Raw genomic sequence first — 13,400 nt, forward strand, 5'->3', positions numbered from 1 at the left:
CTCAAGGCCTCGTCGCCGCGGGTTCGACGGCGTGCTGCCGGGGCGCGGTCACCAGGTAGGGGCGGACGCTCTTGACGAGCATCGCCATCTCGTAGCCGAGCACGGCGGCGTCGGCCTCGCGCCCCGCGAGCACGGCGAGGCAGGTGCCGGAGCCGGCGGTGGTGACGAACAGCAGGGCCGAGTCCAGTTCGACGACGACCTGGCGGACGTCCCCGCCGTCGCCGAACCGGACGCCCGCGCTGCGGCCGAGGGAGTACAGGCCGGAGGCCAGGGCCGCCATGTGGTCGGCGCTGTCGATGTCGAGACCGTGCACGGACTTCACCAGCCCGTCACAGGACAGGAGCACCGCGCTGGTGGTGTGCGGTACGCGCTGCACGAGGCCGCTCAGCAGCCAGTCGAGGTCGGAAGCGTGGGCGGTCGGCGCATCGCTCGCCATGGTGGATCGACTCCTTGGGTACGGGAAGGTATCTGCGGGAGCGCTGGGGGTGGTGGGCAGGGGTGGTGGGGGTGGGTACGGTGCGGGCGGTCAGCCGGCCGGGGCGCTCCCGTCGGGCCGGCCGACGCCGCGGGCACCGTCGGACGCGGGCGCGGGGGCCCGCTGCTGGGATATGGGGGTCGGGTCGGTGTGGTCCGGGCCCATGTGGCCTGGGCCGATGTGGTCTGAGCCCCTGTGGTCTGTGCCCATGGGGGATGGGTCCGGGTGGTGTGAGTCCGTGGGGCCTGTGCCCAGGGGATCCGCGCGCAGGTGCTCTGCGCCGATATGGTCCGCGCCGGCATGGTCTGGGCCCCGGTGCCCGGGCTGCTGCGGATGACGCGTCCGCTCGGTGAACTCCACCGGGACGGGCCGGAGGTGATGGCCTGCCATAGGGGCCGCGTCCATGTGGACGGAGTCCAGGTGGACGGAGTCCATGTGCGTCGCGTCCATGTGCGCGGACGCCCTGTGGGCCGAAAGGGTGGGGGACGAGTCCCTGTGGGCCGAGGCCGTGCCGGCTGAGCCCGGGGGGCTGCTTGAGTCCATGGGGCCGGAGCCCGGGTGGCTGGAGTCCAGGAAGGCGCTGGAGTCCAGGAAGCCGCTGGAGTTCATGTGGCCGGAGTCCAGGGGGCCGGCGTCCAGGGCGGGTGGCGCCTGGCTCTCCATGTGCTGCTGGGCCTCGGCGAGTCCGATCCCGCGCTGGAAGGCCGCCATCAACCCCGGGTCGTGGCCCGGGACGGTGTCCGCCTCCTGGCGCGGCGCGGGTCCACCTCGCAGCTGGGGGACGATGTGCTCCTGGGCACGGCGACGGGGCAGCGGCGGCTTGCTCATGGTGCCGCGCACCGTGCCGGTGCGCGGCGTGGGCAGGATGCCCGTGTGCGCCTCGACCGCCGCCCGGTCCCCGGCGCTGATGCCGGGCGCGGCCTCGGCGGGGGTACGCCGCTCCTGCCGGGCCCCGCGCACGGGAAGCGGTGCCGGGGCGGCTTCGCCGCGTCCGCCGTCGCCGTTCCCCGCACCGCTCTCGGTGCCGTGTCCGCCGCTCCCGCGCGGGGCGTGGCGGTGCCGACCGGCCACCGGAGCCTGCCCGGCGGCGGATCCCGCGTCGCCCTCGGAAGCGGACAGGGCGGCCCCGGTTCGCGCTCCGGTGCCGTCCTGCACGGGGCTCGCCTCGCCGCACCCCGCTCCCGGCGCCGGCACGGGCGCGGGCCCACGTGCCTGCCCCGGCCCGTGCGTCTGTCCGACGGCGTGTCCATGCCCCTGCGCGTACCCCTGCCCCTGCGCAGGCCCCTGGGGCGGCACGTGGGGCACCGCGCCGGTGTCCGCCCGAGCGTGCGGCCGGGGTGTCCCGGTCCCGGCGGCCGCGCCGGGCACTCCGGGCGCCGTACCCAACAACGCCTGCGGCACGACCAGTACGGCCTGCACCCCGCCGTAGATGTTGGTCTGCAGCCGCACATGGATGCCGTGCCGCCGGGCGAGCTGTGAGACGACGTAGAGACCGATGCGGCCGTCGGCCAGCAGGCTGGCGACGTTGACCTGGTCGGGGTCGTCGAGCAGGGCGTTCATCCGGTTCTGTTCGCCGACGGGCATGCCGAGCCCGCGGTCCTCGACCTCCACGGCGAGCCCGGAGGTGACGAGGTTGGCGCGGAGCAGCACCTGGGTGTGCGGCGCGGAGAACACCGAGGCGTTCTCGATGAGTTCGGCGAGCAGATGGATGACGTCGGCGACCGCGTGGCCGCGCAGCTCGCCGTCGATGGGCGGCACGAGTTTCACCCGGGAGTACTGCTCGACCTCCGCGATGGCGGAGCGCAGGACCTCGGTCATGCTGACCGGGTTGCTCCACTGGCGCCGGGAGACGGCACCGCCGAGCACGGCGAGGTTCTCGGCGTGCCGCCGGATGCGGGTGGCCAGGTGGTCCACGTGGAACAGGCCCTTGAGCAGGTCGGGATCCTCGATCTCGTTCTCCAGCTCGTCGAGGATCGAGATCTCCCGGTGCACGAGTGACTGCAGCCGGCGCGCCAGGTTGACGAAGACCTCCAGCTTCTGTTCGTTGCCCGCGTGGCTGGACAGCTGGGCGGCGCGCACGACGGCGGTGACGGCGCCGTCGTGCGCGCGGGCCAGGTCGGCGGCGAGGAGGTCGAAGTCGTCGGCGTCCGCGGGCGGCCGGCGGCGCGACGAGCGCTGCGGCGGGGCCTCGCCCTGGCGCAGCGCGTCGACCAGCCCGTGCAGGTCGGCCTCACCGCGCGCGGCGCTGCGGCGCAGTGCGGCGACCCGGTCGGACACCGAGCGGGCGGCGCGGTCGGCGGCCACGGCGGCGATGAGGATGCCGGCGACGGTCACGGTGACCGCTCCGGCGAGGACGGCCCAGAGCGTGGGCCCGGTGGGCGTGCCCGCGGAGCGGATGCTGAAGAGGACCGCGGCGGTGGCACTGAGCGCGACCGCGAGGGGCGGCAGCACGGCGAGCCGCATGAGCTGGGGCCGTATGTGCCTCTCGGGCAGTGCGGGAGCGGGCCGGGCGACCGGTCGCCCGTGCCGGCCACCCTCCCGGCGGTCGGCGCGGGTGGCCGGTGCTCGGAGGTGAGACATCTGCGTCCTCGTACTGGTCCGTCGGGCCTGGTCCTCACGCGGTGCGCGAGGCGGGCATGCGTCATCGCGGTGTCGGCGGGGGGACCGGCGGATCCGGCCGCGCGACGCGACGGCCACTCACAGTAGTCGCCCGCGCATCATGTGCGGTGGGCAGTTGACAAAAGCACCCGAGGAGCGTCCCGCTCTGGTATGAAGCGTCGTACGACAGACCGATAACCCGGCCGGACCCCGCCGACCGGATCGAAACACGACGAAATGACCTGATCAGAAGCGGTCAGAAAAGGAAGTCGGGCGGGGGCGGGCCTCCTGCGCCTTCACCCCGCCGTCCGGCATCGCGCGCTCCTGCACACGGCGCGCCCCACGAGCCCGGCCCTTCCCGAGGGCCACCGACTCCACCAGGCCGTCACGGAGAGTGCTTGCTTTGGCCTTGGATGGCCGGGGTGAGGTCATGGTCCCCGGCAGCACTCAGGGGGAGCACGATCGGCTCCCCCTGAGATGCCGGCTGTCGCCGGCCGGATCGTCAGCCGCGCTTCGGCGGCTCGGCGACGAACGCCCCGACGGACCGCCAGGTGCGCCGGAGCTCCCCCGACACGCCGCGCCACCAGGCCTCCGCCGGGAGCTTGCCCGCGGGCTCGAAGGGCTCGCCGGGGCGGGGCAGGGCCACCGCCTGGCCGGCCTCCTCGGCCGCTTCCTTCGTCCACTCGCCCGGCTCGGCCCAGGGGTGCGGGGCGAGGTTGAACGTGCCCCAGTGGATCGGCAGCAGCACGCCGTGCGGCGCTCCGCCCTGCAGGTCGAGATGGGCCCGCAGGCCCTCCTCGGGGGTCATGTGGATGTCCGGCCAGAACTCGCTGTACGCGCCGATCTGGATCATCGTGGCGTCGAACGGACCGTGGGCGGCGCCGACGTCCCCGAAGCCGTCGAAGTAGCCCGTGTCACCGCTGTGGTAGATGCGGTGCTCCTCGCCCGCGACGACCCAGGACGCCCAGAGGGTGTGCTGGGTGTTGCGCAGGCCCCGGCCGCAGAAGTGGCGGGCCGGGGTGGCGGTGAGCGTGAGCCCGCCGATCCCGGTGGACTCGTGCCAGTCCAGTTCGCGCAGCCGGTCCGGGGAGACGCCCCAGTGTTCGAGGTGGGCCCCGACGCCGAGCGGCACGGCGAACACGGTGTCCGTACCGGCCAGCGCCTTGATCGTGGGCAGGTCCAGATGGTCGTAGTGGTCGTGCGAGATGACGACCACGTCGACCTCGCCGAGCGCGGCCACCGGCAGCGGCACCGGGTGCAGCCGCCTCGGGCCGGCGAAGGGGAACGGGGAGCAGCGCTCGCCCCAGACGGGGTCGAACAGCACGCGGTGGCCGTCGATCTCCGCGAGGACGCTGGAGTGGCCCATCCAGGTCAGCCGCAGTCCGGTGGCGGGCGCCTTGGCCAGGTCGGCGAAGGTCGTGGGGTGCACCGGGACGGTGCCCTTCGGGGCGCGCAGGGGCCGGGTGTCCTTGTCGAGGAACACCTTGGCGAGGTCCAGCGTGGAACCGGAGGGCCGGGTGCGCGCCGGACCGCCCGGGTTCTGGAAGACGCCGTCCTTGAAGTGGGGGGAGCGGCGGATGCGTGCCAGGCGCTCACCGCCCGGATCCGCGCCGAAGGCCGCCGGCCGCAGCGCGCGGAGCCCGGAGCTCGAGGAACGCAGTCCGGTCACGGTACCTCCCGGTGGAGTGGGTGAGGCTCCCCATTATGGTCGGACCCCCCGACAGCCCCGGACGCCCGGGGTGTCCCTGCGGCCCCAGCCCGGCCCACTGAACCGTCGTTCAGCACGTTGACAGGCGCGGAGCCGCCCCGAATACTGACTCACGGTTCAGTAAAGCGATCATGCCGTGCTCTGCCCGGATCCCTTCGCCGCCCCCCTCGTCCGAGGCCGCCCCGGAGACACCGCGTCCGCCCTCCCCACCGAGCCGGTCGAGCTCCGCCCCGGCCGGCGCCCGCGGCGGTCACGGCACGCGCGCGTGCGGTCCCGTCAGACCGCCGCGCCCCCTCACCGAGGGCCTCGACCGGCCCCGCCCCACCCTGATCACCGTCCCCGAGGAGACCCCCATGACCGCCCCGACTCCCCTGATGTCGCTCGTCTGGACCGATCACGTCACCGGCCGTCGGGGATTCCTCGTCGTGGACCGGCTGGTGCGCGGCGTGGCCAGCGGCGGGCTGCGGATGCGGCCCGGCTGCACCCTGGAGGAGGTCGCGGGGCTCGCCCGCGGCATGACGGTGAAGGAGGCCCTGCACTACGACCCCGAGGCCCGCTACGTCCCCCTGGGCGGCGCCAAGGGCGGCGTCGACTGCGACCCCCGGGACCCGGAGGCGTACGGGCTCCTCGTGCGCTATCTGCGTGCCATGCGGCCGTACGTCGAGAACCTCTGGACCACCGGTGAGGACCTCGGCCTCACCCAGGACCTGGTCGACCGCGCGGCCGCCGAGGCGGGCCTGGTCTCCTCCGTCCAGGCGGTGTACCCGCTGCTCGACGACGAGGCGACCGCCCGCGAGCGGCTCGCGGACGCCTTCGCGGTCGTGGTGGACGGCATCGGCCTGGACGAGCTGGCCGGCGGCTGCGGGGTCGCCGAGTCGGTGCTCACGGCGCTGGACCGGGCGGCGGTGCCGTACGCGGGCACCCGGGTGGCCGTGCAGGGGCTCGGCACGATGGGCGGGGCCACCGCCCGCTTCCTCGCCCGGGCGGGGCTGACGGTGGTCGCGATCGCCGACGTCAAGGGCACGATCGCCAATCCGGCGGGGCTCGACGTCGAGACTCTGCTGGCCGCGCGGGACGCCTACGGCACCGTCGACCGCCGCGTCCTGCGCCCCGGTGACCGCGAACTGCCCGGCGACGCCTGGCTGTCCGCCGACGCGGAGGTGCTCGTCCCGGCCGCGGTGTCGTACGCGATCGGCACCGGCGACCAGGAGCGGATCCGCGCGCGCTGGATCGCCGAGGCCGCCAACATGCCCGTGGTGCCCGAGGCGGAACGGCTGCTGGCGGCGCGCGGGGTGACCGTGCTGCCGGACGTGGTGGTCAACTCCGCCACGAACGCCTGGTGGTGGTGGACCCTGTTCGGCGACATCGGCGCCGACGCCGACGAGGCGTTCGCGCACATCCGGCGTTCCCTGCGCACCCTGGTCGGACTGGTGCTCGACCGGGCGGACGCCGACGGTACGACCCCGCGCGCGGCCGCCCACGCCCTGGCGGCCGACCGGTTGCCGGTGATCGCGGACCGCTTCGGGTGGTACCGCTGACGTCCTGACTGAATGATCAGTCAGTAGCGAGGGGTCGTCGTTCCGGCGGAGCGGGGGTGCCGACTGGCCGTCGGCGCATGTCCGGGCGGCTGTGTAGGGTGAGCGCGTGGCGAGAGTGCGGTTGAGCGTGGCCGAGCGGCGGGAGGAGCTGCTGCGGGCCGCCATCGGGCAGATCGAGGCGCGGGGCGTGGCGGCGGTGAGGATCGCCGACGTGGCGGCGGCGCTCGGGGTGAGCAACGCGCTGGTGCTGTACCACTTCTCGACCAAGGAGAAGCTGGTCGCCGAGGCGTTCACCTACGCGGCCGAGGACGATCTCACGCATCTGCGCAAGCTGCTGGGACGGCGGACGTCGGCGCTGCGCCGGCTGCGGTCCGCGGTGCGCTGGTACGCGCCGACCGGGCAGGCCAAGGGCTGGCGGCTGTGGATCGAGGGCTGGGCCGTGGCCCTGCGCGAGCCCGCCCTGCGGGAGGTCACGCGGGACCTGGACAGGCAGTGGAAGGCGGCGATCACCGAGGTCATCGCCGAGGGCGTGGCGGCCGGTGAGTTCGCCTGCGCCGACCCGGCCGGCACCGCGCTGCGCCTGACCGCGCTGCTGGACGGGCTGGCGGTGCAGCTGACGTCGTACCCGGGAGCGGTGCCGCGGACACGTGCGCAGGAATGGGCCGACGACGCCCTGGCCCGGGAACTGGGCCTGGACCGGAAGGCGTTGACCGAACGCTAGCGGCCGCCATGCCCCGCACCGCGGTGTCTGCGGTGCGGGGCATGGGGCGGTCGTCAGGCCACCGAGGTGATGCGCAGCTTGATGTCGTCCGGGGACAGGGTTCCCTTCGCGGTGACATGGTCGCCGGAGGACTCGCCGCGCAGGCGGCGGCCGATCCACGGGACCAGGAACTCGCGGGCCCACTGGACGTCGTCGCGGCGGATCTCCAGCGTGCCCCGGGGCGGCTGCGGCGGCCACGGCTGCTCCGGGTCGGCCGGGACGTCGAGGCCGAGGGCCTGGCCGGCGCGCAGCGCCACGCGCGTGTGCCCCTCGGGCGAGAGGTGGAGCCGGTCGCTGTCCCACGCCCTGCGGTCCTGAACCGACTTCAGGGACCACAGGTCGAGCACCGGGCAGCCGTACCGGTCCGCGATGGCGCGGACGTGCCCGTTGTAGGTGGCGATCTTGCCGCGCAGATGCTTGAGCACGGGGACGCCACGGGTGTCGAAGCCGGTCGTGACCATCACCGTGCCGGCGGCCTCGGCCAGCCGGGCGACGGCGCGCTCGAAGCGCTCGGCCACCTCGTCCGGGTCGGTGCCGGGGCGGATGATGTCGTTGCCGCCCGCGCAGAAGGAGACCAGGTCCGGGGCGAGTTCGACGGCCTGCGGGAGCTGGTCCTGCACGATCTGGTCGAGCAGTTTCCCGCGCACCGCGAGATTGGTGTACTTGAAGTCGCCCTCGGGCCGCCGGTCGGCGAGCAGGACCGCGAAGCGGTCGGCCCAGCCCACGAACGCCCCGTCGGGCCCGGGGTCGCCGACGCCCTCGGTGAAGCTGTCCCCCACCGCCACGTACGACCCGATCACTGATTTTTTGTCATTCTTCGAATCGTCTGCCACATCGGACCATGATTCACCCTGGGATGTGACTTACGCGACCGTAGGCGGGGGTTGACGAACGGTGAGATAAGACACCCTTAAATGATTTGCCAATCCGGAATAAGGCGAACACACCGAAGGCCGGACCCGGGGATCGTGGGTCCGGCCTTCGGCGGCGTGTCAGGCAGGTGGTTCGGGGGGCGTCAGACGACGGCGACGCCGTGCTCGCGGAGGTAGCCCACCGGGTCGATGTCGGAGCCGTAGTCCGGGGTGGTCCGGATCTCGAAGTGCAGGTGCGGGCCGGTGACGTTGCCGGTGGCGCCCGACAGTCCGACCTGCTGCCCCTCGGTCACGGTCTGCCCGGCCCGGACGGAGAGCTGGGAGAGGTGGCCGTACTGCGCGTAGTGGCCGTCGTCCAGCCTGATGACGACCTGGTTGCCGTACGCGCCACCCCAGCCGGCGGAGACGACCGTGCCCGCGGCGACGGCCTTGACCGGGGTGCCGGTCGGGACGACGAAGTCGACGCCCGTGTGGTGGCCACTGGCCCACATTCCGCCGGCCACGTGGTAGCCGGTGCCGAGGGTGGCGCCGGTGACCGGGAGGGTGAATCCGGTGGAGGCGGCCGCCCCGGTGGCGGCGCCGGAGGTCCCGGTCGCCGGGGCGGCCTGGGACGCGGAGGAGTGCGCGGCGCGCGAGGCGTGCGAAGAGTGCGAGGCCCGCGAGGAGTGCGAGGCGGCCGACGGACGGCTCGGGGTGGCCGCCTCGGTGCGGCTCGGTGCGGCCGGCCGGCCGAGCGCGAGCTTCAGACCCGGGTGGATCAGCGACGGGTCGTCGCCGACGGCCTGCCGGTTGTCGCCGTAGAGGCGGTGCCAGCCGCCGGACACGTGGTGCTCGTAGGCGATCTCGGAGAGGCAGTCGCCGGGCTTCACCGTGTAGGCGCCCAGGCGGGAGTCCGGCTGCGCGGCGGCCTTCTTCACCGGGGCCTGGAGGGACTGCACGGCCTGTGCGGAGACGGACTGCGTGGTGCCGGCGGCATGCGCCCCCGTGGTTCCGATGAGCGGGAGGGCCAGGGCGGCGCCACCGGTTCCGGCAACGGCGATCGAGCGGGAAAAACGCGGGGTCTTGGGGCGTCGGTGCTTGCCCTTACCAGGCATGGCGCATTCCTCTCCCACGCCTGCGAGGTGAGCTGTCGGGTTCGGACGGGAGTCGCCCGGCCGTGCGCGCACGGCTTCACCCCGAGCCTGTCGCGGAGACCGGACAGGCAGTCGTACCTGGTGGGTCCCCCGCTCCTGCCGAAAGCGGGTCAAGTGTGTGGGACTCCGGGCGGCGGCAGGATTCGGCGTTCCGTCCGGATCGGTGGCGAACGTAAGGGAGCAAGACGCGGGGAAACAAGGAGCCGGTTCCCGCCGTTCGCCTTTCCGGAGATCGCATGCGGGAATTCTCGGTCACCCTCCGTGTATTCCCGTCTCCCGTGTTCTTTCAATTTCCCTTTCCATCGTGGAGATTACGTGAACATGACGCACGACGCAGGGTCACGAATATGACCCTCCTCACGCGCACCATGCCAGGTGTCCTTATTCCGTGGCGAGTTGGAATGAAGGCGCCAATTCGGACAGAGGGGTCAGATACGACGTAGCTGGAGAACCTTTGCATCCAGGTCACCCTTGAGCCCGGTACGCAGCCCGTGATGGAGGAGCACGGCACCTCGATGCACATCACCCGTTTCGCGGCATTCGTACGACGCCGTCGGGTCGAGGCCGCGCAGACGCAGCGCCGGTACGGGCTCGCCGTGGCTCTGCGCCTGGAGCCAGGCGAGGACCACCGCCTCCTCACCCAGGACGTACTGCACGGCGCTCAGACCGCCGGCCGGAGGCCGCAGCCGGTACAGCTCGCCCTGCTGGACGACCGGGCGGATCTCCTTGTAGAGACCGACCCACCGCCGAGCCTCGGCCAGCTCCTGACCGGTCCACCCGGTGAGGTCACCGCCGACCCCGAGGACGCCCGCCATGGCGCTGACGAAGCGGAACCGAAGGGAGCTGACCCGCCCGTTGAGCTGGGTGTTCGGACTGTCGGTGACCCAGGCGGCCATGACCGTGGCGGGGTGGACCTGGCTGAAACCGTGCTGGATGGCGAGCCGGTCCAGCGGGTCGGTGTTGTCGGAGGTCCACACCTGGTCGGTGCGGCTCATGACCCCGAGGTCGATCCGCCCGCCCCCGCCCGAGCAGGACTCGAAGGCGACGCCGGGATGGGCCGCGCGCAGCCGGTCCAGCAGGGCGTACAGGGCGCGGACGTGGTCCACCCACAGGCGCTGCGGGTACGGCTCGCCGGGCCAGCCGGCGTCGGTGAAGCAGCGGTTGAAGTCCCACTTCACATAGTCGACCGGCGCACTGGACAGCAGGGTGTCCAGCCGCTCCCACAGGTAGTCCTGGACGTCCTCGCGGGCGAGGTTGAGGACCAGCTGATTGCGCAGTTCTGTCCGCTTCCGTCCCGGTTGGTACTGCACCCAGTCGGGGTGCGCGCGGTACAGGTCGCTGTCCGGGTTGACCATCTCGGGCTCGACCCAGATGCCGAAGCGCATGCCGAGGCCGTGCACCTGGTCGGCGAGGGGCTTCAGGCCGTGCGGGAAGCGGTCGGGGTTGGGGGTCCAGTCGCCGAGGCCCGCGCGGTCGCTGGTCCGGGCGCCGAACCAGCCGTCGTCCACGACGAACAGCTCCACGCCGATCTCGGCGGCCCGGCGGGCGAGCGCGAGCTGCTGCTCCTCGGAGATGTCGAAGTTCGTCGCCTCCCAGGAGTTGAACAGGACCGGCCGGTCACGCCCGGCGTCCGGGATCACGTGCTCACGCTGGTAGGCGTGCCAGGCGCGGCTCGCGCCGCCGAAGCCGCCGGCGCTCCACAGGCCCGCGAAGACCGGGGTGGTGTACGACTCCCCCGGCTCCAGGAGCAGCAGCCCCGAGTCGTCGTAGCCGGCGCCGCCGGTGATCTGCACGCGCGCGTCCGGGAGCTGGGCGACGGCGATACGCCAGGAGCCGGACCAGCCGAGCGCGCAGCCGTAGACCTCGCCGTGCTCCTCGGTGGCGTCGGTGTCCAGTGCCACCCAGGGCAGGTGCTGGTGGCCGGTGTGGCCGCGGCGGCTGCCGACGACCTTCTCGCCGTAGGTGAGCGGGGCGGTGGTGAGGCGGGACTCGGCGGCCCAGCGGCCGTGCAACTGGGACAGCCGCCAGCCCTCGCGGTCGGGCAGGGTCCAGGTGGCGGCGTCGGTCCGCAGCAGCTCGACGCGCGCGTGCCCGCCGTTCTCCACGGTCACCCAGCGCTCCACGACGTCGTCGCGCATCCGGTAGTGCAGGGTGACGGCGAGGCCGTCGTCGTCGAAGCGCAGCCGCAGTTCGTCGCCCTCCGTGTCGTACGCCTGGAAGGTCCACTCCGTGCCGCGGCGCTGGGCGGTGCGCACCGACAGAGCGGGGCGGACGAAGCGGGGGCCGCCCTCGACGGGGTACTCCTCGCGGCCGTCGAGCGGGGACTCGAAGGGCCAGTAGCCGGGCAACGGGTCCTCGGCCAGGGCTTGTGCGTCCGCGAGGGCGATGCGGGGCCCCCAGTGCAGGTGGAGCAGCTCGTCCGCGTCGGTCAGATGCAGGGCGTAGCCGCTGGTGGGCCCCGAGAGGAGCCAGGTACGACCGTCTTCGGCGATGTCCACCACGTAAGACCTCACAGGTGTCAACAGATCCGCTCAAGTGCCAACATCATCGGCCGGGTGGACGCCGGTGACAATGCCCTGTGGACAACTCCTTGCCCGAGGAAACCGATGTCGTATGGTCGACAGAGCGCCCGCCGACGAGCCGCGACGGCGGGGTCCGACCGCAAGGAGCCCCCGTGACGCAGCAGGTCCCGTCGACCGAGCCGGAGCTGGCCGGAGTGCGCAATTTCCGTGACGTGGGCGGGCTGCCGACCGTGGACGGGCGCAGGGTCCGGCACGGGGTGCTGTTCCGCAGCGGCCACCTCGCGCACGCCACAAAGGACGACGCGTCCTTCCTCACCTCCCTGGGCCTGCACACGATCTTCGACTTCCGCAACGCGGCCGACCAGAAGCTGGAGGGCCCGGACGTCGAGCTGCCCGGGGTGCGGAACGTGAACCTGCCGCTGAGCGACCCGGCGGACGGCGCCGAGTTCTGGAAGATGGTCCGCGACGGCGACCTCGACCAGCTGCGCGGGATCCTCTCCGACGGCAAGGGCGCGGCCCGGATGGTCGCCTCGTACCGGACGATCGTCAAGGAGCGCACCGCCGAGCACTCCCGGGTGCTGGGCGCGCTCGCCGAGGACAGTGTGCCCGCCCTGATGCACTGTGCGGCGGGCAAGGACCGCGCGGGCATCTCGATCGCCGTGACGCTGCTGGCGCTGGGCGTGGAGCGCGAGGCGATCATCGCCGACTACCTGGAGTCCAACGCCAAGCACCGGCGCTACAAGGTCCGCCGCAGCGGCAGCGCGGAGACCGCGTACACCCCGGAGGTCATGGAGCTGCTGAGCCCGCTCTTCGACGCCCGCGCCGAGTACCTCCAGGCGGCCTTCGAGACCATCGAGCAGACCTGGGGCGGGGCGGACGCCTACCTGGAGCAGGGCCTCGGCCTCACCCCGGCGGCCCGCGACCGGCTGCGCGAGCGCCTGCTGGACTGAGCGGACGACGCCGGCACCGGCTGCCGCTCCGCCCCGGCCGGCCGCCCCGTCAGCTCTTCGCGCCCACCGCGAACAGCAGGAAGAGGAACGCGGCCAGGACGTGGCCGAGGGCGATGTAGATGATCAGTCGGATCCACAGGGAACGGGGGAACTTCTCCTCGAAGTTGCTCATGGCAGCTCTCCGGTCAGCGGCCCCAGGCACAGCGTGGCCGTGGGGCTCTGCAGCAGGGTGTGGACGAACAGCAGCTCGACGCCGTCGTGGTCCTCGGCGGCGAGGCGGTGCGGGGTGAGCGAGTCGAAGTGCGCGCTGTCGCCGGGCGCGAGCAGGTGCGTGGCGTCTCCGAGGCGCAGCCGCAGCCGGCCCCCGAGGACGTAGACCCACTCCTCGCCCGGGTGGACGCGCACGATGTCGCCCTGCGAGCCGTACGGCACGCGCACGCGCAGGGCCTGCATGCCGCGGCCCGGAGCCCCGGCCTGGAAGTACGTCCAGCCGCCCGCCCGGACCGGCTCCATGTCACCGGCCCGCACGATCGCGTCCCGGTCGGCGACCCTCTCGCCCAGGAGTTCGGAGACGGTCGTACCGTAGATACGGGCGAGGGCCAGCAGCATCGGCAGCGACGGCTGCCGCTGCCCGGTCTCCAGCCGGGACAGATGGGCCGGTGAGAGTCCGGCGGCGCGGGCCGCGGCCTCCAGCGTGAGGCCGGAACGGCGGCGCAGTCCGCGCAGTTGCGGAGCGACCGACGGCAGTTCGTCGCCCGGGCCCGCCGCCGGGCCGGCTTCTGAGGCGTTCATGCCTCCATTGAGCCCGATTCTTGCCTGTGCGGCAATTTTCTTGCCCGTGAGG

The 13,400-nt window shown here is 73.1% G+C and carries 11 protein-coding genes and 1 riboswitch; of the genes, 3 read left to right on the forward strand and 8 right to left on the reverse strand.

Annotation, left to right across the window (positions count from 1 at the left end; translation table 11 throughout):
* Position 1 precedes the first annotated feature (1 nt).
* From IE244_RS25965 to IE244_RS25975, 3 genes are all read right to left on the reverse strand, one after another.
* Entirely contained in the window at positions 2 to 436 is a 435-nt protein-coding gene (locus IE244_RS25965) for a roadblock/LC7 domain-containing protein (RefSeq protein ID WP_191875985.1), read from the reverse strand.
* 90 nt (positions 437 to 526) lie between these two features.
* A complete protein-coding gene (locus IE244_RS25970) occupies positions 527 to 3,055 on the reverse strand; it encodes an ATP-binding protein (protein WP_191875986.1) in 2,529 nt (842 codons plus the stop codon).
* Positions 3,056 to 3,575: 520 nt separating this feature from the next.
* The gene (locus IE244_RS25975; RefSeq protein WP_191875987.1) at positions 3,576 to 4,742 is read right to left on the reverse strand and encodes an MBL fold metallo-hydrolase; all 1,167 of its coding nucleotides are present in this window, start codon (positions 4,740 to 4,742) and stop codon (positions 3,576 to 3,578) included.
* Positions 4,743 to 5,134: 392 nt separating this feature from the next.
* On the opposite strand from IE244_RS25975, the gene IE244_RS25980 reads away from it, so the two are divergent.
* Complete coding sequence (locus tag IE244_RS25980; protein ID WP_191875988.1) at positions 5,135 to 6,319, forward strand: Glu/Leu/Phe/Val dehydrogenase dimerization domain-containing protein; 1,185 nt, start codon at positions 5,135 to 5,137, stop codon at positions 6,317 to 6,319.
* Positions 6,320 to 6,425: 106 nt separating this feature from the next.
* A complete protein-coding gene (locus IE244_RS25985) occupies positions 6,426 to 7,040 on the forward strand; it encodes a TetR/AcrR family transcriptional regulator (RefSeq protein ID WP_191875989.1) in 615 nt (204 codons plus the stop codon).
* Between the two features lie 53 nt (positions 7,041 to 7,093).
* Here IE244_RS25985 and IE244_RS25990 read toward each other — a convergent pair whose 3' ends face one another.
* The 3 genes from IE244_RS25990 to IE244_RS26000 all read right to left on the reverse strand — a co-directional run bounded on the left by IE244_RS25990 (position 7,094) and on the right by IE244_RS26000 (position 11,585).
* Positions 7,094 to 7,879 (reverse strand): SGNH/GDSL hydrolase family protein, encoded by a 786-nt coding sequence (locus IE244_RS25990; RefSeq protein WP_191875990.1) that lies wholly within the window; start codon positions 7,877 to 7,879, stop codon positions 7,094 to 7,096.
* A 215-nt stretch (positions 7,880 to 8,094) separates the two neighbouring features.
* On the reverse strand, positions 8,095 to 9,045 hold the full coding sequence (locus IE244_RS25995; protein WP_191875991.1) for a M23 family metallopeptidase: 951 nt from the start codon (positions 9,043 to 9,045) through the stop codon (positions 8,095 to 8,097).
* A gap of 4 nt (positions 9,046 to 9,049) precedes the next feature.
* Positions 9,050 to 9,202: riboswitch (cyclic di-AMP (ydaO/yuaA leader) on the reverse strand.
* 310 nt (positions 9,203 to 9,512) lie between these two features.
* Complete coding sequence (locus IE244_RS26000) at positions 9,513 to 11,585, reverse strand: alpha-galactosidase (protein WP_191876086.1); 2,073 nt, start codon at positions 11,583 to 11,585, stop codon at positions 9,513 to 9,515.
* Between the two features lie 173 nt (positions 11,586 to 11,758).
* Between IE244_RS26000 and IE244_RS26005 the strand changes: the two genes are divergently transcribed.
* Positions 11,759 to 12,556, forward strand: a complete 798-nt coding sequence (locus tag IE244_RS26005) for a tyrosine-protein phosphatase (RefSeq protein ID WP_191875992.1) — start codon at positions 11,759 to 11,761, stop codon at positions 12,554 to 12,556.
* Positions 12,557 to 12,605: 49 nt separating this feature from the next.
* Here the strand turns inward: IE244_RS26005 and IE244_RS26010 are convergent, their stop codons facing one another.
* Together IE244_RS26010 and IE244_RS26015 are read right to left on the reverse strand one after the other, a co-directional pair.
* On the reverse strand, positions 12,606 to 12,728 hold the full coding sequence (locus IE244_RS26010; RefSeq protein ID WP_037685801.1) for a DUF6126 family protein: 123 nt from the start codon (positions 12,726 to 12,728) through the stop codon (positions 12,606 to 12,608).
* Entirely contained in the window at positions 12,725 to 13,348 is a 624-nt protein-coding gene (locus tag IE244_RS26015; RefSeq protein ID WP_191875993.1) for a helix-turn-helix domain-containing protein, read from the reverse strand. Before IE244_RS26015 ends, IE244_RS26010 begins: the two co-directional genes overlap by 4 nt.
* Between the last annotated feature and the right edge of the window lie 52 nt (positions 13,349 to 13,400).

The organism is Streptomyces filipinensis (assembly GCF_014649495.1).
Taxonomy (GTDB): domain Bacteria; phylum Actinomycetota; class Actinomycetes; order Streptomycetales; family Streptomycetaceae; genus Streptomyces; species Streptomyces filipinensis.

Excerpts from the sequence above, each read along its gene's own strand:
- IE244_RS25965 (WP_191875985.1), bottom strand. The coding sequence starts at position 436 with ATGGCGAGCGATGCGCCGACCGCCCACGCTTCCGACCTCGACTGGCTG.
- IE244_RS25970 (WP_191875986.1), bottom strand. The coding sequence starts at position 3,055 with ATGTCTCACCTCCGAGCACCGGCCACCCGCGCCGACCGCCGGGAGGGT.
- IE244_RS25980 (WP_191875988.1), top strand. The coding sequence starts at position 5,135 with ATGACCGCCCCGACTCCCCTGATGTCGCTCGTCTGGACCGATCACGTC.
- IE244_RS25995 (WP_191875991.1), bottom strand. The coding sequence starts at position 9,045 with ATGCCTGGTAAGGGCAAGCACCGACGCCCCAAGACCCCGCGTTTTTCC.
- IE244_RS26010 (WP_037685801.1), bottom strand. The coding sequence starts at position 12,728 with ATGAGCAACTTCGAGGAGAAGTTCCCCCGTTCCCTGTGGATCCGACTG.
- IE244_RS26015 (WP_191875993.1), bottom strand. The coding sequence starts at position 13,348 with ATGAACGCCTCAGAAGCCGGCCCGGCGGCGGGCCCGGGCGACGAACTG.